Source organism: uncultured Serinicoccus sp., assembly GCF_947500995.1.
Classification (GTDB): domain Bacteria; phylum Actinomycetota; class Actinomycetes; order Actinomycetales; family Dermatophilaceae; genus Ornithinicoccus.
Genome location: NZ_CANMUA010000003.1, coordinates 124317 through 148478 on the forward strand (window position 1 = coordinate 124317; position 24162 = coordinate 148478).

General features: G+C 74.0%; 25 protein-coding genes. 15 read left to right on the top strand and 10 right to left on the bottom strand.

The features are described 5' to 3' along the window. Positions 1 to 40: 40 nt before the first annotated feature. Positions 41 to 1420 (bottom strand): amidase, encoded by a 1380-nt coding sequence (locus tag Q0967_RS05745; protein ID WP_299449500.1) that lies wholly within the window; start codon positions 1418 to 1420, stop codon positions 41 to 43. Between the two features lie 139 nt (positions 1421 to 1559). On the opposite strand from Q0967_RS05745, the gene Q0967_RS05750 reads away from it, so the two are divergent. The 4 genes from Q0967_RS05750 to Q0967_RS05765 all read left to right on the top strand — a co-directional run bounded on the left by Q0967_RS05750 (position 1560) and on the right by Q0967_RS05765 (position 5146). After that, the gene (locus Q0967_RS05750; protein ID WP_298748692.1) at positions 1560 to 1736 is read left to right on the top strand and encodes a hypothetical protein; all 177 of its coding nucleotides are present in this window, start codon (positions 1560 to 1562) and stop codon (positions 1734 to 1736) included. A 183-nt stretch (positions 1737 to 1919) separates the two neighbouring features. Further along, on the top strand, positions 1920 to 2696 hold the full coding sequence (locus tag Q0967_RS05755; protein WP_298748691.1) for a CHRD domain-containing protein: 777 nt from the start codon (positions 1920 to 1922) through the stop codon (positions 2694 to 2696). Between the two features lie 13 nt (positions 2697 to 2709). Continuing rightward, positions 2710 to 3513 carry a class F sortase gene (locus tag Q0967_RS05760; RefSeq protein WP_298748689.1) on the top strand — a complete coding sequence of 268 codons (804 nt, stop codon included), beginning with the start codon at positions 2710 to 2712 and terminating at the stop codon, positions 3511 to 3513. Positions 3514 to 3517: 4 nt separating this feature from the next. Further along, on the top strand, positions 3518 to 5146 hold the full coding sequence (locus tag Q0967_RS05765) for a CopD family protein (RefSeq protein ID WP_298748687.1): 1629 nt from the start codon (positions 3518 to 3520) through the stop codon (positions 5144 to 5146). A 67-nt stretch (positions 5147 to 5213) separates the two neighbouring features. Here Q0967_RS05765 and Q0967_RS05770 read toward each other — a convergent pair whose 3' ends face one another. The 6 genes from Q0967_RS05770 to eat are packed head-to-tail and all read right to left on the bottom strand — an operon-like array spanning position 5214 to position 11870. Beyond that, positions 5214 to 6065, bottom strand: a complete 852-nt coding sequence (locus Q0967_RS05770; protein WP_298748686.1) for an Fpg/Nei family DNA glycosylase — start codon at positions 6063 to 6065, stop codon at positions 5214 to 5216. A 38-nt stretch (positions 6066 to 6103) separates the two neighbouring features. Then, the gene (locus tag Q0967_RS05775) at positions 6104 to 6880 is read right to left on the bottom strand and encodes a 3-oxoacyl-ACP reductase (RefSeq protein WP_298748781.1); all 777 of its coding nucleotides are present in this window, start codon (positions 6878 to 6880) and stop codon (positions 6104 to 6106) included. Positions 6881 to 6920: 40 nt separating this feature from the next. Further along, positions 6921 to 8282 (bottom strand): aldehyde dehydrogenase, encoded by a 1362-nt coding sequence (locus Q0967_RS05780; protein ID WP_298748684.1) that lies wholly within the window; start codon positions 8280 to 8282, stop codon positions 6921 to 6923. Then, positions 8279 to 9079 (bottom strand): gamma-glutamyl-gamma-aminobutyrate hydrolase family protein, encoded by an 801-nt coding sequence (locus Q0967_RS05785; RefSeq protein ID WP_298748682.1) that lies wholly within the window; start codon positions 9077 to 9079, stop codon positions 8279 to 8281. Before Q0967_RS05785 ends, Q0967_RS05780 begins: the two co-directional genes overlap by 4 nt. Then, the gene (locus tag Q0967_RS05790; RefSeq protein ID WP_298748680.1) at positions 9076 to 10440 is read right to left on the bottom strand and encodes a glutamine synthetase family protein; all 1365 of its coding nucleotides are present in this window, start codon (positions 10438 to 10440) and stop codon (positions 9076 to 9078) included. Before Q0967_RS05790 ends, Q0967_RS05785 begins: the two co-directional genes overlap by 4 nt. Beyond that, the gene (gene eat, locus Q0967_RS05795; RefSeq protein WP_298748679.1) at positions 10437 to 11870 is read right to left on the bottom strand and encodes an ethanolamine permease; all 1434 of its coding nucleotides are present in this window, start codon (positions 11868 to 11870) and stop codon (positions 10437 to 10439) included. The genes Q0967_RS05790 and eat overlap by 4 nt, the downstream gene beginning before the upstream one ends. Positions 11871 to 11981: 111 nt before the next feature. On the opposite strand from eat, the gene Q0967_RS05800 reads away from it, so the two are divergent. Further along, positions 11982 to 12683, top strand: a complete 702-nt coding sequence (locus tag Q0967_RS05800; RefSeq protein WP_298748678.1) for a FadR/GntR family transcriptional regulator — start codon at positions 11982 to 11984, stop codon at positions 12681 to 12683. A 30-nt stretch (positions 12684 to 12713) separates the two neighbouring features. On the opposite strand, the gene Q0967_RS05805 is transcribed toward Q0967_RS05800, so the two are convergent. Continuing rightward, positions 12714 to 13595: an FHA domain-containing protein gene (locus Q0967_RS05805; protein WP_298748676.1), complete on the bottom strand. Its 882-nt coding sequence runs from the start codon at positions 13593 to 13595 to the stop codon at positions 12714 to 12716. Between the two features lie 3 nt (positions 13596 to 13598). Continuing rightward, positions 13599 to 13832: a hypothetical protein gene (locus tag Q0967_RS05810; RefSeq protein ID WP_298748674.1), complete on the bottom strand. Its 234-nt coding sequence runs from the start codon at positions 13830 to 13832 to the stop codon at positions 13599 to 13601. 216 nt (positions 13833 to 14048) lie between these two features. Here Q0967_RS05810 and Q0967_RS05815 point away from each other — a divergent pair, with 216 nt between their 5' ends. Together Q0967_RS05815 and Q0967_RS05820 are read left to right on the top strand one after the other, a co-directional pair. Further along, positions 14049 to 14867, top strand: coding sequence for a DUF4397 domain-containing protein (locus tag Q0967_RS05815; RefSeq protein ID WP_298748672.1), 819 nt, complete (start codon positions 14049 to 14051; stop codon positions 14865 to 14867). A gap of 3 nt (positions 14868 to 14870) precedes the next feature. Next, positions 14871 to 15632 carry a class F sortase gene (locus tag Q0967_RS05820; RefSeq protein ID WP_298748670.1) on the top strand — a complete coding sequence of 254 codons (762 nt, stop codon included), beginning with the start codon at positions 14871 to 14873 and terminating at the stop codon, positions 15630 to 15632. Between the two features lie 16 nt (positions 15633 to 15648). Here Q0967_RS05820 and Q0967_RS05825 read toward each other — a convergent pair whose 3' ends face one another. Then, entirely contained in the window at positions 15649 to 16923 is a 1275-nt protein-coding gene (locus Q0967_RS05825; protein ID WP_298748668.1) for a class I SAM-dependent methyltransferase, read from the bottom strand. Positions 16924 to 16981: 58 nt separating this feature from the next. Here Q0967_RS05825 and Q0967_RS05830 point away from each other — a divergent pair, with 58 nt between their 5' ends. The 8 genes from Q0967_RS05830 to Q0967_RS05865 all read left to right on the top strand — a co-directional run bounded on the left by Q0967_RS05830 (position 16982) and on the right by Q0967_RS05865 (position 24161). Next, complete coding sequence (locus tag Q0967_RS05830; RefSeq protein ID WP_298748666.1) at positions 16982 to 17527, top strand: RNA polymerase sigma factor; 546 nt, start codon at positions 16982 to 16984, stop codon at positions 17525 to 17527. Beyond that, on the top strand, positions 17524 to 18255 hold the full coding sequence (locus Q0967_RS05835) for an anti-sigma factor (protein WP_298748664.1): 732 nt from the start codon (positions 17524 to 17526) through the stop codon (positions 18253 to 18255). Before Q0967_RS05830 ends, Q0967_RS05835 begins: the two co-directional genes overlap by 4 nt. Then, positions 18252 to 18788 (top strand): pyridoxamine 5'-phosphate oxidase family protein, encoded by a 537-nt coding sequence (locus Q0967_RS05840; RefSeq protein ID WP_298748662.1) that lies wholly within the window; start codon positions 18252 to 18254, stop codon positions 18786 to 18788. The genes Q0967_RS05835 and Q0967_RS05840 overlap by 4 nt, the downstream gene beginning before the upstream one ends. Continuing rightward, positions 18785 to 19591 (top strand): TspO/MBR family protein, encoded by an 807-nt coding sequence (locus tag Q0967_RS05845; RefSeq protein WP_298748660.1) that lies wholly within the window; start codon positions 18785 to 18787, stop codon positions 19589 to 19591. Before Q0967_RS05840 ends, Q0967_RS05845 begins: the two co-directional genes overlap by 4 nt. Positions 19592 to 19690: 99 nt before the next feature. Continuing rightward, positions 19691 to 21055 (top strand): NAD(P)/FAD-dependent oxidoreductase, encoded by a 1365-nt coding sequence (locus Q0967_RS05850; protein WP_298748658.1) that lies wholly within the window; start codon positions 19691 to 19693, stop codon positions 21053 to 21055. After that, positions 21052 to 21807 (top strand): DUF1365 domain-containing protein, encoded by a 756-nt coding sequence (locus Q0967_RS05855; protein ID WP_298748656.1) that lies wholly within the window; start codon positions 21052 to 21054, stop codon positions 21805 to 21807. The genes Q0967_RS05850 and Q0967_RS05855 overlap by 4 nt, the downstream gene beginning before the upstream one ends. After that, positions 21804 to 23081 (top strand): cyclopropane-fatty-acyl-phospholipid synthase family protein, encoded by a 1278-nt coding sequence (locus Q0967_RS05860; RefSeq protein WP_298748654.1) that lies wholly within the window; start codon positions 21804 to 21806, stop codon positions 23079 to 23081. The genes Q0967_RS05855 and Q0967_RS05860 overlap by 4 nt, the downstream gene beginning before the upstream one ends. A 357-nt stretch (positions 23082 to 23438) precedes the next feature. Continuing rightward, positions 23439 to 24161, top strand: coding sequence for a CPBP family intramembrane glutamic endopeptidase (locus tag Q0967_RS05865; protein ID WP_298748652.1), 723 nt, complete (start codon positions 23439 to 23441; stop codon positions 24159 to 24161). The last annotated feature ends 1 nt before the right edge of the window (position 24162 follow it).

The following is a 24162-nucleotide window of genomic DNA, read 5'->3' on the forward strand; positions in this document are numbered from 1 at the left end:
GCTCGCGTGGCCGTGGGCTGCGGGCCCTCGCGGACGCCGGTCAGCCGGGGGTCGGGCGGTCCGCCTCCAGCTGGTGCATGACCCGCAGCACGCCGAGGTCGTCGAAGGGGCGGCCGACGACCTGGACACCCACCGGCTTCCCCTCGGCGGTCCGGGCGGTGTCGACCGTCCCGGCAGGCTGGCCGGTCATGTTCCACGGCATGGTGAAGTTGATGTGCCACATGCCGCGTCCGTCGTCGGGGTAGGGCATGGGCTGCTCCGCGGGGAAGGCCACCCCGGGGGCGACCGGCGACAGGAGCACGTCCGGGTCACCGGCCGCGGCCCACGCGGCGACCGTGCGGGCCTGCACCTCGGCGAAGCAGTGGTAGGCGTCCATGACCTCGGTGCCGGTGAGGTCACGCGCCCCGGCGACCCACTCGGCGATGAAGGGCAGCACCCGGCCCTGCGCCTGCGGGTCCAGCCGGGAGAAGTCCGCCCAGGACCGCGCCTGCCAGAAGAGGTTGACCCCGTCCAGCAGGTCCTGGGTCAGCCACGGCCCGACCCTGCTCACCTGCGCACCCGCGGCGGCCAACCGCCCGGCGGCGCCCTCCACCGCGGCGACGACCTCGGGATCGGGCTCCACGCCATACCCCGCCTGCGTCCACACCGCGACGCGCAGCCCGGCGACGTCGACGTCGAGGTCCTCCCACGGCGTCCGTCGCTCCGGGAGCGAGGTCCAGTCGACCGGGTCCGGGCCGGCCAGCACCGACATGAGCAGGGCGCAGTCCCGGGCCGTGCGCGCCATGGGCCCGGCGACCCGACCCAGGTAGGGCGCGTGCAGCGGGATCCGACCCGCGCTGGGCTTGAGGGTCGCCAGCCCCAGCCAGGTGCCGGGCAGCCGGATGGAGCCGCCGATGTCGGTGCCGACGTGCAGCGGGCCGTAGCCGCCGGCCGCCGCGGCGCCCGCGCCGGAGCTGGACCCGCCGGTCGTCCACGTCGGGTCCAGCGGTGAGCGGGTGATGCCGTGCCGGCTGGACACGCCGGAGGAGAGCATCCCCCAGTCCGGCATGACGGTGGAGCCGAGGACGACGAGCCCCGCCTCGCGGCAGCGGCGGGCGACCGGGGAGTCGGTCTCCGGGACGACCGGCGTGACGCCCGCGCAGCCCATGGTCATCGGCACGCCCGCGCGGGCGAGGTTCTCCTTGAGCGTGACCGGTATGCCGTCCAGCGGGCCGAGGGGACGGCCCTGCTCCCAGCGGCGTGCCGACGCCGCCGCCTGCTCCGAGACGGCATCGGCGTCGTCGCGGACGGCGAACGCGTTGAGCTGGTCCTCCCGCTCGTCGACGACCTGCTGCACCCGCGCGACGACGTCGGCAGGGGACAGCGAGCCGTCGGCGTACCCGGCGGCCAGGTCCGCCGCCGTGCGGGAGGGGTCGGTCATGGGCCCGACGGTAGCCCGTCCTCGCGCCGGTCGCCCGGCGCGTCCCCTGCGGGAGGTGCCTCCAGCCCGCGCGCCCGCCGGTGCGGGAGTACGGTCGGAGGTGCTGGACCATCCACCACCCTTCCTCAGGGGAGCTGCCATGAGCACCGAGCCGACCCGACCCGACCGCCCGTCCGACCCCGCGCCGGACCCGGACGCCCCGAAGAGCCCGGGCCCGCCCCCGGCGTCGGACCCGGCGAGGCACGACGACGACCCCGCTCCGCACCGTCCGGACGAGGCACCGAAGGGGCCGGGGCCGCACGACCCGCCGGCCTGATCCCGGCTGCGTCGGGACCTCCTGGCACGACGTCCCGCCGTCGTGGGAAAAAAACTTCGATCCGGTCCAATCCGCCCGGGTGTCCGGCACCGAATGCCGTGTGCAGCCCCTGTTGACGGGGGTGACCACCGCCTGTAGGCGCGCACGACGCCGTGCTGCGGGCCGAACAGAAGGAATGTCTCGATGAACCTCTCCCGTAAGCTCCTCGCCGTCCCGGCCGCCGGTGCGGCCGTCCTCATGATGACCGCCGCCCCGGCCCTGGCCTCCTCGAGCGCCTGGGAGGGCATGGGCGACCTGCAGCCGGTCCCCGTCAACGACGCCCCGGGCTCGGGCTCGGCGATGATCACCCTCGACGGCACCACGCTGGACTTCACCCTGGCCTACCAGGGCCTGCTGGCGGACGCCCCGCACGCCGCCCACATCCACTACGCCGGCGACGCGCGCAACATGTGCCCGACGGCCGAGGACGACGCGGACGGCGACGGCTTCCTCACCACCACCGAGGGTGGCCCCGCCTACGGCGGCATCAAGGTGTCGCTGACCACCGAGGGTGACACCAGCCCGGACTCGGGCCTGGCCGTCGACCGTTTCGGTGTCGGTGACGACGTGTCCTACTCCCGCGGCGGTGTCGAGGTCGACCAGGAGACCGCGGACGCGCTCGCCGACGGCGAGGCCGTCGTCGTCGTCCACGGTGTGGACCACGACGGCAGCGGCGCCTACGACGAGGGCGACCGCGGCATGTCCGACCTGGACCCCGCGCTGCCCGGTGAGGCCACCGACCCCGCCCTGTGCGGCGTGGTCGAGGTCTCCCAGATGGGTGGCGTCCCCGGTGGCGGTGTCGAGACCGGCCAGGCTCCCGTCGACGGTCAGAACCTCGGTCTGATCGCCGCCGGTGGTGTGGCCCTCGCCGCGGGTGGTGCGCTGCTCGTGTCGCGTCGCCGCAGCGCCGACCAGAGCTGACCAGGACCAGCTGATGACTGACGACGTCGGGCGGCCGGGCGTGCACCGTGCTGCCCGGCGTCGCGGTCCGCTCCTGCCCACGGTGGCCGCCCTCGTGCTCATGCTCGGGGGCGGCACCGCCGTGGCGGTCGGGGTCTCCGGGCCGCCGCCCACGCCAGCCCCCCCGAGCCTGGCCGACACCCCCTCGGTCACGACCGACCCGGCGCCCCCGGCACCGGCCGACCCGCGCCAGGCACCCACCCAGGACCTCGACGACGACTCCGGCGCCACCCAGGGCCCCCGCGACGACGTCGACGAGGGCGCGGACGCCGACGACGACGTTCCGGAGCCCTCGGCACCGGCCTCCGAGCCCACGGACGAGGTCGCCCCGGTCGCCGAGCCCGCCTCGGTGTCCATCCCCGCGATCGGCGTCACCTCCGACCTGCTGCACCTCGGCCTGGACGACCAGGGGGCGCTGGCCGTCCCCGAGGGCCAGGACTACGACTCCGCCGCCTGGTACGACGGATCCCCCCGCCCCGGCCAGGACGGCCCCGCCGTCATCCTCGGCCACGTCAGCGGCGCCGCCGGCCCCTCGGTCTTCTTCGACCTCGCCCGCCTCCAGGTCGGCGACACCGTCGAGGTCTCCCGCGCCGACGGCACCACCGCCACCTTCGAGATCTACGACCTGCGCCAGTTCCCCAAGGACACCTTCCCCACCGCCCAGGTCTACGGCAACACCACCGGACCCGAGCTGCGCGTCATCACCTGCGGCGGCACCTACTCCGACACCACCGGCCACTTCGACGACAACATCATCGCCTTCGCCCGCGAGGTCTGATCCGGTGGCCCTGTCGCCGCTGGAGCGGCCCTCGCCCGCCCAGGTCGGAGGTCCGGTCGACGAGGGGACGCGCGAGGTCCTGCCGTCCCCCGCGGGGTCGGACGTCGGGGCGGCGCCTCGGCACCCGGGCGTCGGCACCCTGGTCACCGTCCTGGCCGCCGCCTCCGTCGTCGCCCTGGTCCTCGCCCTCCTCGTGGGGGGCGGGGCCCCGGCCCCACCCCCGGGTGACCTTCCCGACGCCGGTGCCCTGACCGGCTGGGGGCTCCCCGTGGCCGACCTCGCGGTCCGGCTGCTGGCCGTGCTCACCATCGGTCAGCTCCTCTTCTCCGCGGCGCTCGTGGTCCCGACCCCCCAGGGGCCCTCGCCAGGCTCACTCCGCTCGCTGTGTGGCGCCTCCTGGACGGCCTCGGGCTGGTTGGCCGCCGAGCTGGTGGCCCTGGTGCTGACCGTGAGCACCATCTACGGCGTGCCGGTCTGGCGGCTGTCCACCCAGTCCGTGCTGGCGGTCCTCACCGCCCTGCCGGTCGGACGGTCCACCCTGGGCGTCGTCGTCCTGCTCCTGCTGGTCGTGGTCGGCAGTGCGGCACTGCGCCGCCGCCCCGCGCGCCGGGACCGGGCAGCGGCCGGCGTGCTCCTGGTCGCTGCCTGCGGCGCGGTCATCGTGCCGGCGGTGCTCGCGGGCCATTCCGCGGCGGCCGGCAACCACGTGCCGGCCGTGCTCGCGCTGTCGGTCCACATCCTCGCCGCGAGCCTGTGGGTGGGTGGTCTGGCCGCGGTGCTCCTGCACGGGCGGGACCGGACCGGACGCGTCGACACGGTGCGCCGGTTCAGCGCCCTGGCCCTGGGCTGCGTCCTGCTGCTCCTGCTGTCCGGGGTGGCGTCCGCCCTGCTGGTGGCCGGGGCCCCCTCCTGGTCGTGGGCGGGGCAGGGGTGGGTGCACCTGCTGGTCGTCAAGAGCCTGCTGCTGGCCGTCCTGGCCCTCCTCGGAGCCCAGCACCGCCGAGCCACCATCCCGGCGCTGGCGGCAGGGAGGCCCGGGACGTTCGTGCGCCTGGGGGCCGTCGAGGTCGCCCTGATGGCACTGACGGTCGCGGTCTCGGTGGCGCTCAGCGCCTCGCCGGCCCCGGCCCCGTCGGCCAGCCCGGAGGGGGATCCCCTGCAGGACTCCGCACCCCAGGACCCCGGGGCCCGCGCGGACGCGCCGGGCACGGCCGAGGGCGAGGACGCCCCGCAGGACGGGGGCGACCCCGGGACCGCCGACGACCCCGGAGCCCCGGACGGGGCTGGGACCGCCCAGCCCTCCGAGGAGCCGCTGGTCGAGGACATGAGCGGGCACGACCACGGCGACCTGTCCGTGACGGTGCTCGTCGACGCCGAGCGCTTCCACGTCACCGCGGCCGTCCGACCCGGTCAGCGGGTGACCGTCTACAACAGCAGCGACGCCGACGCCACCATCACCGCGGACGGTCCCGACGGCGACGGCGGCGGCGCCTTCGACGTCGACGTCCCGGCCCGGACCTTCGTCACCTTCGAGGCACCCGACCGCGAGGGCGACTACGCCTTCGTGAGCCGGCCCGACGGGGCCGATGCCGTCGGCTTCGCCGACACCCTCCTCGTCCGCACGGATCCCTGACGCCCCGGGCGCGGGTCGCCGGGGACACCCGGCGAGCACCTCCCTGTATGTCGGGTCCGCCGAGTCCTCATGGGTGCAGCACCTGGCAGCCGGGGCACCAGTAGGCCGTCTGCAGCCCCATCCGCTCGGCCCGGACCGTCTCGCCGCAGCGTGGGCAGGGCCGGCCACGGCGCAGGTAGACGGCGTAGCGCCGGCGCCAGCGGGGCACCGGCTCCCCGCGCGTGAGCAGGTCGCGCGCATCGCTGAGCTGTCGCGGGTCGGTGACGATCCAGCCCGCTCCGAGCCCGACCGTCATGAGGTCGATCGCGTCCTGCCACAGCGCCTCGAGCGCCTCGGGCGGGACCGCCCGGCCGGGCGAGTGCGGGTCGATCCGGGCCCGCCACAGCAGCTCGGCCCGGTAGACGTTGCCGATGCCGGAGACCACGCCCTGGTCGAGCAGCAGCACCCCGAGCGCCCGCCGTGAGCGACTCAGGCGGGCGACCGCCGCCTCGGGGTCGGCGTCGTCGCGCAGGGGGTCCGGCCCGAGCCGCTCGTGCAGCGCCGCCACCCCCTCGGCGTCCAGCACCTCGCAGATGGTCGGCCGGGTCACCTCGAGGAGGAAGGACGCCGTGAGGAACCTCCAGGCCAGACCCTCCGGCACGGGCGGGTCGGTCCGGGGCAGACCGTCCGCGCCGAGGGCCCTCCGGTGGCGGCGCACCGAGACGCGACCGTGCATGCCGAGGTGGAGGTGCCCCGTCCAGGGGGAGCCGGCCACCGGGACGAGCAGGTGCTTGCCGTGCGCGTCGGCGCCACCGATCGCCAGGCCGTCGAGGACGGCCGGGTCGAAGGCCTCGCCCGGCGGCCCCGAGGACCGGCCGGGCTGACCGACCAGCCGGCGCACCCGCGCAGCCATCCCGTGGACGGCGTGACCCTCGGCCATGGGCTGAGCCTAGGCGCGGCCTCCTCGGCCCGCCGCGGTCAGCCCGCGAGGGGCGTGACGTAGGCCGAGCTGATCCCGCCGTCGACGAGGAACTCGGAGGCTGTCATGAAGGAGCTGTCGTCGCTGGCGAGGAAAGCCACGGCCGCGGCCATCTCCTCGGGTCGACCGAAGCGACCCATCGGCACGTGCACCAGCCGCCGCTGCGCCCGCTCGGGGTCGGAGGCGAAGAGCTCGGTCAGCAGCGGGGTGTCGACCGGCCCGGGGCACAGCGCGTTGACCCGGATGCCCTCGCGGGCGAACTGCACCCCGAGCTCGCGGGTCATCGACAGCACCCCGCCCTTGGAGGCGGAGTAGGAGATCTGCGAGGTCGCCGCCCCCATGACCGCCACGAAGGAGGCCGTGTTGATGATCGACCCCCGTCCCTGCTCGAGCATGTGCGGGAGCACGGCCCGGCAGCACAGGTAGACGCTGGTGAGGTTGACCTCCTGGACCCGTCGCCAGGCCTCCAGGTCGGTGCTGAGGATGGAGTCGTCCTCCGGCGGCGAGATGCCCGCGTTGTTGAACGCGATGTCGATGCTGCCGTAGGTCTCCTTGGCCGTGGTGAACAGCCGCTCCACCTGCTCGGCGTCGGTGACGTCGGTGCGGACGAAGAGCCCGCCGAGCTCCTGCGCCAGCCCCTCGCCGACGGACTGCTCGCAGATGTCCGCCAGGACGACGCGGGCGCCCTCGGCGGCCAGGCGGCGGGCGGAGGCCAGGCCGATGCCGCTGGCGCCTCCGGTGACGACGGCGACCCGGCCGGCCAGGCGCTGGGTCAGGTCGATGCTCGTGCTCATGTCGTGCCTCGTTCCTGGTAGGTCAGTCGCCGGTGGCGATGAAGACGGTCTTGGTCTCGGTGAAGGACTCCAGCGCGTGCGGGCCCAGCTCGCGGCCGAGCCCCGACTGCCCGAAGCCCCCGAAGGGAGTGTTGTACCGGACGGATGCGTGGCTGTTGACGGCGAGGTTGCCCGCCTCCAGCCGCCGGGCGACCCGCAGCGCCCGTCCGACGTCACGCGTCCAGATCGAGCCGGCGAGCCCGTATGCCGTGTCGTTGGCGATCCGGAGCGCGTCCTGCTCGTCGCGGAACGGCAGCACGGAGATCACCGGCCCGAAGATCTCCTCGGTGAAGGCGGGGTCGTCCTCGGCCCGGGTCCGCAGGACCGTGGGCGGGTGCCAGAAGCCGGGGCCGTCCGGGGCGCTGCCCTGGATGAGCACCTCGGCGTCGCGGACGTAACCCGCGACCGTCTCCCGCTGGCCTGCGGAGATGAGCGGACCCATACCGCTCGCGTCCTCGCCCGGTGGTCCGCACACGAAGCCGCGCACCGCGGGCTCGAGCCGCTCCAGGAAGGCGTCGAGCACGTCCGCCTGCACGAGCAGCCGCGAGCGGGCGCAGCAGTCCTGGCCGGCGTTGTCGAAGGCCCCGCCGGGTGCGGCGGCGGCGGCCGCGTCGAGGTCGGCGTCGGCGAAGACGATGTTGGCGTTCTTGCCGCCGAGCTCGAGGGTCACCCGCTTGACCTGGTCGGCGCACCCGGCCATGACCCGCTTGCCGACGGCCGTGGACCCGGTGAAGACCACCTTGCGGACGAGCGGGTGGGTGACGAAACGCTCGCCGACGACCGACCCGGCGCCGGGGAGCACCTGCAGCACGCCCTCGGGGATCCCCGCCTCCAGGGCCAGCTCGGCCAGCCGCATCGCGGTGAGCGGGGTCAGCTCGGCGGGCTTGAGGACCACGGTGTTGCCGGCGGCGAGCGCCGGCCCGATGGCCCACCCGGCGATGGGCATGGGGAAGTTCCAGGGCACGATGACCCCCACCACCCCGAGCGGCTCGGCGAAGGTCATGGCGACGCCGCCGTCCACCGGGATGGTCTCGCCGCCGGGCCGCTCCGGCGCGCCGGCGTAGTAGGCGAGCACGTCGCGGACGTTGCCCGCCTCCCAGCGCGCGTTGCCGATGGTGTGCCCGGCGTTCGCGACCTCGAGCCGGGCCAGCTCCTCGACGTGGTCGTCGACGACCGCGGCGAAGCGGCGCAGCAGCCGCGCCCGGTCGGCGGGGCTCACCTCGCGCCAGGTCTGGTAGGCCCGGTGGGCCGCCTCGACGGCGGCATCGGTCCGCTCCTCGTCGGCGAGCTCGAGGGTGGTGATGACCTCCTCGGTGGCCGGGTCGACGACGTCGGTGGTGCTCATACGGTCGATCTCTCCTCTTCTGCTGCGGATCTGGACATCGCTTCCTGGTGCCCGTCCCCCAGATGGCTCTGTCCACGTCGGGGGGTGGCGGTGCGGGGGCGGGTGGTGGCCTGGTGGACGAGCGCGTGGAAGAGGCGCCGGTCGGCGGGGTTCTCCTCCGGGTGGAACTGCACGCCGACCGCCCAGCCGGGGGAGTCCGCGGGCTCCAGGGCCTGGACGACCCCGTCGGCCGAGCGCGCGGTGACGACGAGCCCGTCGGCGACCCGGTCGACCCCCTGGTGGTGGTAGCACGGCGAGGCCGCCTCGGGCCCCAGGACCTCGGCGATCCGGGACCCGGGCTCGGTGCGGAAGGTCACCTCCCCGAAGACGCCCGGGCTCGGCTGGTATGCCGTGTGCCCCAGCCGGTCCGGCAGGTGCTGGTCGAGGGTGCCGCCGAGGGCGACGTTGAGCACCTGGACCCCGCGGCAGATCGCGAGCAGCGGCACCCCCCGCTCCAGGGCCGCGCGCGCCAGCGCCAGCTCGGGGGCGTCCCGCACCGGCTCGGGCGCGGTGCTCGCGTGGGGCGTGGCGGCGTACTGCGTCGCGTCCACGTCGGCCCCGCCGATGAGGACCAGCCCGTCGAGCACGTCGAGCACCGAGGTGTCGGACCCCACGGGCGGCAGCAGCAGCGGCATGCCACCGGCGGCGGCCACCCCCTCGACGTAGACGGCCGGCACGATCGCCGCGGGCCGTCGCCAGACTCCCCAGGCCGCCTCCTTGTAGTAGGTGGTCAGCCCGATGCGTGGGCGGTCCGTCACAGGCGCTCGAACCCCCGCCGCAGCTCCCAGTCGGTGACCGCCGCGTCGAAGGCGGTGATCTCGATGTCCGCCATGTTGACGTAGTGGTCCACCACGTCCTGCCCGAAGGCCTCCCTGGCGACCTCGGAGGCGGCGAAGAGGTCGCGGGCCTCGCGCAGGGTGTGCGGCACGAGCGGCGCGTCGGACTCGTAGGCGTTGCCGGTCGTCATCGGCTCCAGCTCGAGCTCCTGCTCGATGCCGTGCAGCCCACCGGCCATCATCGCCGCCACCGCGAGGTAGGGGTTGCAGTCCCCGCCGGGCACGCGGTTCTCCATGCGGGCGCCGGAGCCCTCGCCGACGGTGCGCACCGAGCAGGTGCGGTTGTCCTGACCCCACGCCACGGCCGTGGGCGCGAAGGAGCCCTGGGCGAAGCGCTTGTAGGAGTTGATGTTGGGGGCGTAGAAGAGGGTGAACTCGCGCATCGTCGCGAGCACGCCGGCGATGAAGTGGTCGTAGAGCGGGGTGCGCCCGTCCTCGTCCCAGAAGATCGTCGACCCGTCCAGCCCGCGCAGCGAGAGGTGGATGTGGCAGGAGTTGCCCTCCCGCTCGTTGGGCTTGGCCATGAACGTCAGGGACTGACCGAGCTGGGCCGCGATCATCTTGGCGCCGGTCTTGTAGACGCTGTGGTTGTCGCACGTGGTGACGACCTCGTCGAAGAGGAAGCCGATCTCATGCTGGCCGAAGTTGCACTCGCCCTTGGCCGACTCCACGGTCATGCCGGCCTGGTACATGTCGCTGCGGATCCGGCGCAGCAGCGGCTCCACCCGACCGGAGCCGACGATCGAGTAGTCGACGTTGTACTGGTTCGCCGGGGTGAGGCCGGTATACCCCTTGGACCAGGCCTCCTCGTAGGAGTCGCGGTAGACGACGAACTCGAGCTCGGTGCCGGCGACCGCCGACCACCCGTGCCCGGCCGCTCGCTCGACCTGCGAGGCCAGCATGGAGCGCGGGGACATGGGCACCGGGGAGCCGTCGGTGAGCGCGAGGTCGCACTGCACCATCACCGTGCGCTCGAGCCACGGCACCCGGCGGATGGTGTCGGTGTCGAGGGTGAACTCCATGTCGCCGTAGCCCGCCTCCCAGGAGGAGATGGCGTAGCCGTCGACGGTGTTCATCTCGGGGTCCACGGCCAGCAGGTAGTTGCAGCCCTCGACCCCGTGCCCCAGCGCGTGCTCGACGAAGTAGGGGGCGTGCAGGTACTTGCCCTGCAGCCGGCCCTGCATGTCGGTGAAGGCGACGATCACCGTCTCGATGCTCTCGTCGGCGACCCCCGCCCGGAGCTGGTCCACGGTGAGCATGCGCTCGCTGCGGGGGTGGGTCATCGGAGGTCTCCTTCGGCTGAGCTGATCTGGTCGAACTCTTCCTCCGGGGCGGAGGAGACGAGGTGGTGGCGGCTGTAGAACCAGAAGTAGGCGAGGAACCCGGCGAAGACGGCCGCGGTGATGCCGGCGGCCAGGATGTCGACGACGAAGGTGGCGATGACGGCGACGACGCTGAGGACGAGCGCGATGCCGGTCGTCACCGTACCGCCGGGGGTGCGGTAGCCGCGCTCGAGGTCGGGCTCGCGGCGGCGCAGCACGATGTGCGAGAGGTTGAGCAGCACGTAGGACACTGTGGCGCCGAAGACCGCGATGTTGATGAGCAGCGCGCCGTTCTGGGTGATCGCGGCGAGCAGGAAGCCGATCGTGCCGGGGACCAGGAGGCCGACCCACGGCGTCTTGCGGGAGCCGGTCAGCGACAGCACCCGGGGCAGGTAACCGGCCCGGGACAGGGCGAACAGCTGCCGGGAGTAGGCGTAGATGATGGAGAAGAAGCTCGCCACCAGCCCCGCGAGCCCGGCGTAGTTGACGAAGCCGGCGATCGCGGAGTCCTCGCCCAGGGCCGTGCGCAGCGCCAGCGGGAGCGGGTTGTCCGAGTCGCGCACCGTCTCCGCGCCCGCCGATCCCGGCACGAGCAGGAGCATGAAGGCGGCGAAGACGAGCAGGATGCTCATCGCCACGATGATCCCGCGCGGCATGTCGCGCTTGGGGTCGGAGGTCTCCTCCGCGGCCAGCGGCACCCCCTCGACGGCGAGGAAGAACCAGATGCCGTAGACCAGGGCCGCGAGCGCGCCCGCGAAGCCGTAGGGCAGGAAGCTGCTGGCCCCGGCGGCGTCGGTCGCGGCGATGTCGAAGAGGTTGTCGACCCGGAAGTGCGGCAGCAGGCCGACGACCGTGGCCACCAGGGCGACGACGGCGATGGCGGTGATGGCGAACATCACCTTGAGCGCCTCACCGACTCCCCATATGTGCAGCCCGATGAAGATGAGGTAGGCGACGAGGTAGATCGGCCAGCCGTTGGTCAACCCGAACAGCCCCAGGGCCTCGACGTAGCCGCCGATGAACACGGCGATGGCGGCGGGCGCGACGGCATACTCGATGAGGACGGCGACGCCGGTCGCGTAGCCGCCGAGCGGGCCCAGGGCGCGCCGGGCGAAGCCGTAGCCGGCGCCCGCGGTGGGCAGCGTCGAGGACATCTCGGCCAGCCCGAGCACCATGCACGTGTACATCACCGCCATGAGCACGGTGGCGATGAGCAGGCCGCCCCAGCCCCCCTCGTCGATGCCGAAGTTCCAGCCCGCGAAGTCACCGGAGATGACGTAGCTGACCCCCAGGCCGGCGAGCAGCACCCAGCCGGCCGCCCCCTTCTTGAGCTGCCGGTGCTGGTGGTAGTCGTCCGCGACGTTCTGGTAGTCGACCCTGCGCTTGGCCATGGGGAAGCCTTCCCTGAGATCAATGGATCAGGTGTGGTCCATTGGTGTGGGTCGAGTCTGGTCGGGTCCGGGCGACCCCGTCAAGGGGTGCGGGAGCCTAGATTTGGCCGTATGTCCTCCTCAGAGCCACCGTGGGTACGCCCGGTGCGCAGCGGCAACGTCTTCGAGGAGACGACCGAGCACCTGCTCCGGCTGCTGCACCTGGGCACCTTCCCGCCCGGGGCCAAGCTGCCGGCCGAGCGGGAGCTGGCCGAGTCGCTGCGGGTGTCGCGGACCACCCTGCGGGAGGTCCTGGGCGAGCTGCAGAAGGCGGGCTACGTCACGGTGAGCCGCGGCCGGTACGGCGGGACCCACGTCGCCGCGACGCTGCCGCGCCGTCGCGGGGAGGGGGCCCTGGACCCGGCGGAGGTCGACGACCTGCTGCTGCTGCGCGCCATCGTCGAGCCCGCGGCGGCCGGCCTGGCCGCCGCCCGGGACCTGACGGTCGAGGAGCGGCAGCGGGTGCAGGACGTGGCGGCGGACTGCGCCGCGGCCGGCGTGGAGCAGTACCGTCCCCTCGACGCCCGGCTGCACCTGACCCTGGCCGAGCTGAGCGGTTCGCCCAGCCTGGCCCGGGTGGTGGCCGACGTCCGGGACCGGGTCACCGGGATGCTCGACCGCATCCCGCTGCTGCCCCCCAACCTCGTCCACTCCACCGACCAGCACGAGGCGGTCGTGGCGGCGGTCCTGGACGGGCGGCCGGCGGACGCGACGGAGGCGATGCGCGAGCACCTGGAGGGCACGGCGTCCCTGCTGCGCGGCTTCCTGTCCTGAGCCCGGCGCGGGCCCCGAGGTCTCCGCGGGTCAGCGCTCGTAGCGCTCCGGCCGCCGTTGGGGCCGCTGACGGCTGAACTCCCCGCCCTCCCGGCCGCCGTAGGGACGGCCGTGGTCGGCGAACTCCTCGCGGACGTAGACGAAGCGCTGCTCGCCGCACGTCACCGTGGCCCCGGTGCGCAGGACCACACCCTCTCCGACGACCGCCCCGGCGACCGACACGTCCCCGTCCACGGCGTGCACGAGGTACTCGTCGTCGGTCGGGTTGCGCCGGACCTCGGCGTGGTGCGGCGCCAACCCGGGGACGACGACGTCGCTGCCCGGGTCCGAGCCGATGGTCGTCGTGCCCCGGAGCAGGTATGCCGTCTGCCGCGGGCTGCCCTGCTCGGGACCCGGGGGCAGGTAGTAGACGAGCCGCGGGTCACCCCGGCCGAGCGGGTCGTGGGTGGTCGTGACCCGGCGAGGTCGCCCCGTCGGCACGAGGGGGACGGGGGGCCACGGGGTGCTGGGGGGTGTGAGGTCGGCCAGCGAGGGACCCGCCTCGCCGGAGCGTCGCATCATGCGCAGCGCAGCCCTGCGGTCCCGCACCGCCACGTGCCGGGAGCCGGTGACGGCGCGGTCCAGGAGCCGGGAGCGGACGTCGCCGAGGGCGAGGACCGGCCCGTCCGGGCCGGACACGACCACGGTCAGGCCGGCCTCGGCCGCGAGGGTGCCGATGTCGGAGGCGAGGTCGGTGGCCTGCCGCCTCCCCATGCCGAGCGGCAGCCCGACCAGCCTGTCCATCATCACCTCGATCTGCGACCCGGTGCCCCGGATGCGGGCCGTCAGCCCGTCGTCCTGGGCGCCGTCCTCGGACGGGGACGTGGAGACGGTGAGCGTGAGGTCGGCCTCGACGCGCAGCTGCTCAGCCATCACTCAGCCCTGGTGCTCGCGGTCCTCGGTGGTGATCCGCAGCGTGCCGTCCAGCTTCCAGGTGGCGCGCGGTGCGTCCGGGCCGGTGTCGCGGGGCACCTCGACCGACATGTCCTGGAACGTGTAGTTGATCGCCGCACCCTGACCGGTCAGGTAGTTCCACATCTCCTTGCCGAGGTCGGTCCACGAGACGGCCTCGCCGCTCGTCCCGGTCATCTGTCCGTGCTGCTCGCTCATGCTCAGCTCCTTGCATCGGGGAACACGTCCAATGTGTGTTCAACGTTTTTCCACTATGGACCGCCCTCGGGGCCCTCGCAACCGCAGATCTCGGGCCTGATCCACAGCTTTCGCACAAACTGTGGACAAAGGCTGAATCCGCAGCCGGGGGTCCGGACGTAGTGGGGGGTGAGGGCAGAACAGGTCTGCCCCAGCTGCGATGAAGGAGCACCCCTCATGCGGAAGATCACTGCGACCACCACGGCGGCCTTGCTGGCCGGAGCCGGTACGGCGGCCCTCGCCACCCCGGCCATGGCCATGGAGGACGGTGGGGAGGCGACCGTCTCCGTCCTGCACGCCGTCCCCGGGCTCACCGTCGACGTCTACGTCAACGGTGAGGAGACCGTCCCCGACTTCGAGCCGGGGACGCTGACCGACCCCCTCATGCTGCCCGAGGGCACCTACGACGTGGCGGTCTACGCCGACGGCGACGACCCGGAGTCCGCCGAGCCGGCGATCTCCGCCGAGGGCCTGGAGGTACCGGGCGGCGCGAACCTCACCCTGGCCGCCCACCTGGCCGAGGACGGCACCCCGATGCTGTCCGCCTTCGTCAACGACACCTCGACGCTGGACGCCGGCCAGTCCCGGCTCACCGTCCGGCACGCCGCCGCCGCCCCGGCGGTCGACGTCCGTGCGGGTGGCAGCCCGGTGATCGAGGGCCTGACCAACCCCAACGAGGAGGTCCTCGACCTGGACGCCGGCACCGTGTCGGCGGACGTGGTGCTCGCGGGCACCGAGGACGTCGTCATCGGTCCGGCCGACCTGGACCTCGCCGAGGGCACCAACACGATCGTCTACGCGTGGGGCTCCGCCGAGGAGGGCACCCTCGACCTGGCCGTGCAGACCATCGACGGCCTGCACGGCGACCCGGGTGGCGTGCCGTCCGGCCAGGGTGGCATCGCCACCTCGACCGGGGTGCTCACCGTGCTCCTCATGGCCGGCGCTGCGGGCGCGGTGCTCGCCGGCAGCCGCCTGGTCCGTCGCGAGGTCGCCTGACCCTTGCCCCGGACCCAGCCCCGCCGCGGCCGGCTCTCGCCGGCCGCGGCGGCGGCCCTGCTCCTCAGTCTCGCGGTCGTCCTGGGGGCCCTGTGGGGCCTGCAGCGAGGGCCGCTCCCGGCCGCTGCCGACTTCGGGCCGCCCGCCCCGGCGCCCTCGACCGGTCCGGCAGCACCGGGCGCCGCGGTGGACCCTGTCCCCACCGCGGCGCCGCCGGGGGGCGGAGGGGACGACGCACCCGCGGGGCGTGACGCCCCGCGGGTCGTCGTGCCCGCCCCCGACGTCCGGGACGCCTCGGTGGAGGCCACCGCCGCGCAGCGACCCCCGGCCCCCACGCGGCTGCTGGCACCCACCCTCGGCCTGGACGTGCCCCTGGACGCCGTCGGCGTCACCGGCGACGGGCTCATGGAGATCCCCGAGGACGCCGACCGGGCCGGGTGGTACCGGCACGGGCCTGCCCCGGGGGAGGACGGCTCCGCGGTGATCGCCGGTCACGTCGACGACCTCGAGGGCCCCGGGGCCTTCCTCGCCCTCAACGGCGCCGAGAAGGGCACCCCGGTCACCATCGTCCGGGAGGACGGTTCCCGGCTCGACTACGTCGTCACCGCCCGACGGACGACCGACAAGAAGGAGCTTCCCGTCGATGACCTCTTCGACCGTGAGGGAGAGCAGCGCCTGCAGCTCATCACCTGCACCGGCGAGTGGTCCGAGCGTGCCGGGAGCTACACCGACAACCTCGTCATCACCGCCACGCCGGCGCCCTGAGCCCGGCGGCCGGGCCTCAGCGCTCGGGCCGCCGCAGGAGCAGCTGGTCGACGCCCATCCGGCCCGCCGCGAAGGTCCAGGCCGCGCCCGCGAGATAGAGCTCCCAGACCCGGGTGACCTCCTCGCCGACCAGGGCGACGACCTCGTCGCGGCGCCCGCGGAGCCGCTCCTCCCAGGAGCGGATGGTCCAGACGTAGTGCTCGCGCAGCGCCTCGACCCCGCGCAGCTCCAGCCCCGCCCGCTCCAGCAGCTGCACCGTCGCGCCGACCGGGCGCATCGACATGTCCGGGGCGATGAACGACTCGATGAACGGCCCCCCGCCGGGGTTGCGGCCCGGTCGGCTCATCTGCTGCACGAGCACGGGGGCGCCCGGGGCGGCCAGCCGGTGCAGCGTCGCGGCGTACGTCGCGTAGTTGCGGTCGCCCACGTGCTCGCCCATCTCGATCGACGCCACGGCGTCGAAGCCGGACTCCGGCACCTCCCGGTAGTCCTGCAGCCGCACGTCGACCCGGTCGCTCACGCCCTGCTCGTCGGCGCGGGCCTGCACGAAGGCCTGCTGCTCTCGGCTGATGGTCACCGCCGTCACCCGGGCGCCGTGCTCCCGGGCGGCGTGCAGGGTGAGCGACCCCCAGCCGCACCCGACGTCGGCCAGCCGCTGCTCCGGGCGCGTGTGCAGCCCGAGCTTGCGGCAGACCAGCTCCAGCTTGTCGGACTGCGCCTGCTCGAGGGTGTATGCCGCGTCCTCCCGGCCACGGAGCAGGTCCGCCCCGTCCGCGGTCACGTAGGCGCACGAGTAGGCCATCCGCGCGTCCAGGACGAGCTCGTAGAAGTCGTTGGACAGGTCGTAGTGGTGGCTGATCGCCGCCCGGTCGCGGGTCAGGCTGTGCAGGCGTCCCCGGACGACCGCCTGGGAGGCCGGTGGCGCGGGCGGTCGCCCGATGAGGCCGAGGTCCTTGGCCAGCAGCCCCAGCCCGGCGAGCGCGCTGGCCCGCTCGGCCGGGGTCGGCCGGGGGGCGCGGCGCGCGAGCTCGTCCCTGACCTCGGTCAGGGCCGGTCCGAGCTCACCCTCCACGACGACCTCGCCGGTGACGAAGGCCTGGGCGGCGCCGAGCTCGCCGGGTGCCCAGAGCAGACGCCGCAGCGCCTGGGGGCTGGTGAGCCGCACGGTCGGGTGGGAGCGCGGGTCGGCGCCCGCCGTCGACCCGTCCCAGGCGACGACGTGCACCGGCAGCGGCCCGCCGGCCAGCGGCTCGAGCAGGGTGGTCAGACGGGGGGCGACGGGGGAGGGCATACCGTCGACCTAAGCACACTGTGCTGGCGGCGCGCGCCGGGTCGCCTAGGGTTGCGTCATGAGCGTGGAGGACGGCGATGACGACGCGATCGCCGTGGCGTGGGAGAACGCCGAGCCGGACGCGCTCGAGCGTGCCTACCGCCGGTGGGGCGGGCTCGTCCACGGCCTCGCCCGGCGTGCTGTGGGCCCGGACGACGCCGACGACGTCACCCAGGCGGTCTTCGTGTCGGCCTGGCGCGGGCGCGCCACCTACGACCGTGCCTCGGCCCCGCTGGGCGCCTGGCTCGTCGGCATCACCCGGCGCCGCATCGCCGACCAGCTGCGCACCCGCCAGCGCCAGGTCCCTGTCGCCGTCGCCCGCGAGCAGCAGGACGTCCCGGACGGCGGCGCCTGGACGGCGGCCGACAGCACCGACCTGCTCACCATCTACGAGGAGCTGGAGCGGATCGGCGACCCGCAGCGCCGCATCATCCTGCTCGCCTACGTGGAGGACCTCACGCAACGGGAGATCGCCGAACGGCTCGACCTGCCGCTGGGCACGGTCAAGACCCATACGAACCGAACCCTGGCACGGCTCCGAACCCTTCTCGGAGGTGCGCGATGAACCACGATGAGCGGTATGCCGGACGGCCCGCCGACGACGTCCCGCCGGACCGCACGCAGGAGCTGCTGGCGCGCGGCGGCGATCTCGCCGAGGCGCCGGGCGACGCGGTGTGGGAGCGCATCCGCGCCGAGATCGAGGGCGAGGACCAGCTGGCCGGGCGTCGCCGCGCGGCGGGCCGGGACGTGGGCGCGCGCCGTCGGCCCGGGCGCTGGCCCCTGCTCGCGGCGGCCGCCGCCGGTGCCCTCGTCGCCTGGGTCGGCACGCAGGTGGTCGGCGCGGGCCAGCAGGACGAGGAGATCGTGGTCGCCGACGCGACGCTGGAGGACCTCCCCGACGCCGGAGGGGCCGTCGACGGCAGCGCGGAGGTCGTCAGCGTCGACGGGGAGCGGCGCCTGCGGGTGCAGCTCGACGAGCTGCCGGACACCGGGTCGGGATACCTCGAGGTGTGGCTGCTGCGCCCGGACGTCAGCGGGCTGGTGACCGTCGGCGTCATCTCGGGCACCACCGCGGAGTTCAGCCTCCCGGCGACCGTCGACCTCGAGGAGTACCCCGTCGTCGACATCTCGCGGGAGCAGCTGGACGGCGACCCCTCGCACGGCGGCGAGAGCATCGTCCGTGGCGAGCTGCACACCGCCGGCGCCAGCGCTCTGCCCGGCGACCCACCTGCCGTGGCCATCGACCTTCCGCCCGACACCACATCACGCACCGACCGAGAGGCCTCCCCATGACCGAGCAGCACGACTCCAGCCCGTCCGACCCGGTGACCGTCACCTCCGACCCCCAGGCGGTGAAGGAGGCCCACGAGGTGATGTCCACCATGGACGTCGCCATGCTCACCACCGTCGACGCCAGCTCCGACGACGGCCGGCTCACCAGCCGGCCGCTGTCGACCCAGGTGCACGAGGAGGACGGTGACGTCCTCTTCCTCGTGCGCGCCAGCAGCGCCGTGGTGACCGACGTGCGGGCCCACCCCAACGTCAACGTCGCCTACTCCTCGGCCAAGGCCTGGGTCTCCCTCGCCGGGAGCGCCACCGTCATCGAGGACCGCGAGCTGGTGGAGCAGCTGTGGTCCCGGGGCGCCGACGCCTTCATGGAGGGCGGCCCGGACAACCCGGACAACGTCGTGCTGAAGGTCAACGGCGACACCGTCATGTACTGGGGCGGGAGCTCGCTGGTCGGGACGGCCATCGACACCCTCAAGATGATCACCGGCAGGGGTGACCAGGAGGACGCCGGCCCGACCGTCGTCGACCTGCCGTGAGCACCCGTGCCCGGCAGGTCCTCGTGACCCTCGCCGCCGTGGTGTGGCTCGGCGGCACGCTGCTCGGCACCGGGCTCGTGGCCGGCGGCGGCGTGGAGACGCAGGGTGGCGGCCTGTTCTCCGACAGTGCGACGCTCATCGCCCCGCAGGGCCCGGCCTTCTCCATCTGGTCGGTGATCTACCTGGGTCTGGCCGGCTACGTCGTGTGGCAGTGGCTGCCGGCCGTCGCCGGCTCGCGCTGGGCCGAGGTCACCCGGGTGCCGGCCGCCGCGGCCATCGCGCTCAACGGGATCTGGCTGCTCGTCGTCTTCGCCGGCTGGGTCCTGGTCTCGGTGCTCGTGATGCTGGGCATCGTCGTCTCGCTCGGCCTGGTGCTGCGCGCGACCTCCGGGGTGCCTCGGCAGGGCGTGGGGGCGGACGTCTGGGTGGCGGCCACCTTCGGGCTCTACCTCGGCTGGATCTGCGTCGCGACGTGCGCCAACATCGCCTCCTGGCTGGTCGGCCTGGGCGTGGCGACGCAGAGCGGACCGTCCACCTGGATCACCGTCGCGGTGCTGGCCGCGGTCGTCGTCATCGTGACCCTCCTGCTGCGGCGCACCGACCAGCGGATCTTCCAGCTCGGCCTGGCCGCGGCGGTCGTCTGGGGGACCGCCTGGGTGGCCTCGGGCCGGTTGACCGGTGAGCTGCGCTCCGAGGTCGTCGGCATCGCCGCGGCGCTCACGGCCCTGCTCGTCGCCGCCATGGGGGTGTGGGCGGTGGCCCGTTCCCGACCGGGCGTCGAGGGTCGGGGCCGGACCGCCTAGACCCCCCGGGGCCCGCTCCGTCGGTGGGGAGCGCAGGTCAGCCCGGGTTCCCGGCGCCGGTGAGCAATCCGATCGGTGCCGACAGCACGAACACCCGGCATGACCAGTGCCCCGACGACGACCTCCCCCGCCCCCGGCCGCGCCGCCGCCGACGACCGACCCACCGTCGTCGTCGTCGGTGCGGGGGTCGCGGGCCTCAGCGCGGCATACCACCTGCGGCACAGCCACCGGGTGCTGCTGCTCGAGGCCGACGGACGGCTGGGCGGGCACGCCGACACCCACGACGTGCTCACCGACCGGGGGGAACGGCTGGCCGTCGACTCGGGGTTCATCGTGCACAACGACCGGACCTACCCGGTGCTGCGCCGCATCTTCGACGAGCTCGACATCCCCACGCAGGAGACGGAGATGTCGATGTCGATCACCTGCGACGGGTGCGGGTTGTCCTTCGCCGGCGCCAAGGGTCTCAGCGGGCTGCTGGCCCAGCCGGCCCGGGTGCTGGACCGTCGCTACCGGCGGCTGCTGCGCGAGGTGCCCCGCTTCCACCGGGCGGCGCTCGCCGAGCTGGCGGCGTCCCGGCGCGGCGAGGCCGCACCGATCACCTGGGGCGGGTTCCTCGAGCGCGGACGCTTCAACCCCTACTTCGTCCAGCACTACGCCATCCCGCTCATCTCCTGCGTGTGGTCCTCCGGACACGAGGACGCCGCGGCCTACCCCGCCCACCACCTCTTCGAGTTCCTCGACCACCACGGCCTGCTCACCGTGGGTGGGTCGCCGACGTGGCGCACGGTCGTCGGGGGGAGCCGGGTCTACGTCGAGCGCATCCGGGAGGCCCTGGTCGCGGCCGGCGCGACGGTGCGCACCGACGCGCCCGTGACGGCGGTGCGCCGCCACGCCGACCGGGTCGAGGTGAGCACCGGCGGCGCCGCGCCGGCCACCGAGACCGCCGACCGGGTGGTCCTCGCGACGCACGCGGACGTCGCCCTGCGGGTGCTCGCCGACGCGACCGACGCCGAGCGCGCCGACCTCGGGTCCATCCGCTACTCGCTCAACCCGACCGTCCTGCACACCGGCCCGGGGGTGCTGCCGACGGCCCGCCGGGCCAGGGCGGCGTGGAACTACCGGCTCACGGGGTGCGCGGCCCGTGAGGACCGGGTGCTCGTGAGCTACTGGATGAACACCCTGCACCGGTTGGGCCCCGAGGTCACCGACGACTACGTCGTCACCCTGAACCACGTCGGGCGGGTCGACCCGGACCGGGTGCTGGTGGAGCGGGAGTACGCTCATCCGGTGTTCACGCACGAGGCCATCGAGGCCGCGGCGCGACTGCGCGAGGCGGGCGGGCCGCGGGTGGCCTTCGCCGGTGCGCACCTGGGCTGGGGCTTCCACGAGGACGGCGCGCGCTCGGGTCTGCGGGCTGCGCGACGACTGGAGGGTGAGCTGGCCCTCGGCGGGGTGGCATGAGCACCGCCGTCCTGGATCCGCCGCCGGTGCCCGCCCTGGTCGTCGGCACCGTGGCGCACACGCGGCACCGGCCGGTGCACCACGCCTTCCGCTACCGCGCGTACCAGTGGCTGGTCGACATCGACGACCTCCCCGCGCACCGCGGGTGGCGGCGTCTGGTCAGCGCGTTCTCCGCGGCCGACCACCTCGACGGAGGACGGCTCGGCGGCGGGCTGCGCGGCGACCTCGAGCGCTTCTGCGCCCGCCGCGGAGTGCCGCTGGCGCCCGACGACCAGGTGCTCATGCTCGCCAACGCCCGGGTGCTGGGCTACGTCTTCGACCCCCTCACCGTGTTCTGGGTCCGCACCGCCGACGGTCGCCTCCGGACCGTCGTCCTCGAGGTGCACAACACCTACGGCGAGCGGCACGGCTACCTGCTCGACCTCGACGGGGCCGGCCGCGGCAGCATGGACAAGGAGTTCTACGTCTCGCCCTTCAACGACACCCGCGGACGGTATGCCGTGTCACTGCGCCTGACCCCGGACCGGGTCCTCGTGGGCATCGGCCTCGAGCGCGAGGGCGAGCGGGTCATCACCGCGGTGACCGACGGCACCCCCCGGCCGGCGACGCCCGGGGCGGTGGCCCGGGTGGTCCGTCGCCACCTGCTCATGCCGCAGGTCGTCACCCTCCTCATCCGGCTGCACGGGCTGCGCCTGTGGCGCCGGCTGCCGATCCACGACCGTCCCACCCACCCGAAGGAGGCCGTCCGATGACCGGCCCAGCCCCCATCCCCGTCCGCACCGACCCCGTGGCCCGGGCCCGCGCGGCCGCCGCCCGGCGGGTCATGGAGCAGGTGCTCCGCCGGGTCGAGGTCGATCTGCGCAGCGAGGAGGAGCAGCACCGTCACGCCTCCGGCGGGACGGACGGAGCCGCGGCGCCGGTGGGGCGGCCGGCCGTCGTCCTGCACGAGCCGGAGCGCTTCTACGCCCGCCTCGGCGCCTCGCACAAGGTGGCGGTGGGGGAGGGCTACACCGAGGGCGACTGGAGCCCGGCGCCGGGGCACGACCTCGCCGCGGTGCTGCTCCCCTTCGCGCAGCGGCTGGGCGACGGCCTGCCCCGCCCGCTGCGGGCCCTCCGGCACCTGGCCGACCAGGCGCTGCCGCGCTCCACCCGCAACACCCTGGACGGGTCGCGCCGCAACATCGAGGCGCACTACGACCTCTCCAACGAGATGTTCGCGGCCTTCCTGGACGCGTCGATGACCTACTCGTGCGCGCTGTTCGACGAGGACGCCCCCTGGCACGACCAGACGCTCGAGGACGCGCAGCTGCGCAAGGTCGACGCGGTGCTGGACCGGGCGGGGGTCCAGGAGGGGAGCCGGCTGCTGGAGATCGGGACGGGGTGGGGCACCCTGGCCGTCCGGGCGGCGGAGCGGGGGGCGCAGGTGCGCACGATCACCCTCTCGGGCGAGCAGGCGGCCTGGGCCGAGAAGCGGGTGGCCGAGGCCGGCCTGGCGGACCGGGTCGAGGTGCGGGTCCAGGACTACCGCGAGGTGGAGGGCGAGTTCGACGCCGTGGTGTCCGTGGAGATGGTCGAGGCGGTGGGGGAGGAGTTCTGGCCGACCTACTTCGGGACCATCGACGCCCGGCTCGCGCCGGGAGGGACGGCGGTGGTGCAGGCGATCACCCTCCCGCACGACCGCTACCTGTCGACCCGCAACACCTACGGCTGGATCCAGAAGTACGTCTTCCCCGGCGGTGCGCTGCCCAGCCTCGACGCGATGGAGCGGACCTGCACCGCCCACACCTCCCTCGGGCTGCGCGAGGTCCACGTCTTCGGGCAGCACTACGCGGAGACGCTGCGCCGCTGGCGCACCAGCTTCGGCGAGGCCTGGCCACGGATCGCCGGGCTCGGCTTCGACGAGCGCTTCCGGCGCATCTGGGAGTTCTACCTCGCCTACTGCCAGGCAGGGTTCACGGCCGGCACGATCGACGTGGGTCAGGTGGTCCTCCGGCGCCCGGTTCGGGGTCCCGTGGCGGCGGGCTGACCATCCGCCTCCGCACCTGACGCGAGGAACGCGGCGGACGCGGGCTGTGCACGCGACGCCGGACGGTACGAGTGTTTCCCGCCACCCGTACCGGCCGCTGTCCCGTGCACAGCCCGGAGTGTGCAGACACGCCCGCTCAGGAGGAGACGGTCACGGCGTCGACTATTCCCAGCATGACGCTGCCGGCACCGGGCTGTCAAGGGTTTGTCGAAGGCGATATCCCGTCGTTCCGCCGGTATGCTGGGCTGACAGTGACCGTGGGTCCGGCCGCCGGGCACGGCTGCACCATGTTTGTCCCATGCGGGACGACCAGCTTCGAGAGGCGGTCCGGTGCCAGGTACGGAAAGGTGGGCAAGCGTGAACCCCGTCACCGAGCTGAGCGCCTTCCTCCGTGCAGCCCTGGTGACCAAGGTGCCCCGGGACCACCGTGACCCGCCGGCCGTCCGGGTGCGTCGTCAGGTGGTGACCGGGGTGACGCTGCTGGTCGGCACGGCCCTGCTGTGGTGGTCCCTGCGGCTGGAGCCCGGCAACCCGCTCTTCTACCTGGGGAGCACCGCCCTCGCGGCCACGTGGGTCGTGGGCGCGTTCGCCTCGGGGCGTCTCTACCTCGGGCGCGGCAACACCCGTCGGGGCGAGTCCTACGCCCGCCCGGTGGTGCAGTCCCTCGCCCTCGGCGTGCTGCTGCTCGCCGTCTTCACCGCCGGTGCGCTCCTCATCGCCCAGGTGCCGTTCCTGCTCGGCCCGGTCAACGAGCTGCTGGACCACGTCCGCTTCGCCTCGGTCCCGCTCGTGCTCGTCATCACGGTCATGAACGGCATCGCCGAGGAGATCTTCTTCCGCGGGGCGCTCTACGCCGCCATCCCCGAACGCTGGACCGTCATCGCGACGACGGCGATCTACGCCCTGACGACGGTGGTGGCCGGCGTGCCGCTGCTCGTCTTCGCCGCCGTGTGCCTCGGGCTGGTCTGCGGGCTGCAGCGCCGGGTCACCGGTGGGATCCTCGGCCCGGCCATCACGCACATCACCTGGTCCTCCGGCATGCTCCTCATCCTGCCCCCCCTCCTGTCGATCGTGAGCTGAC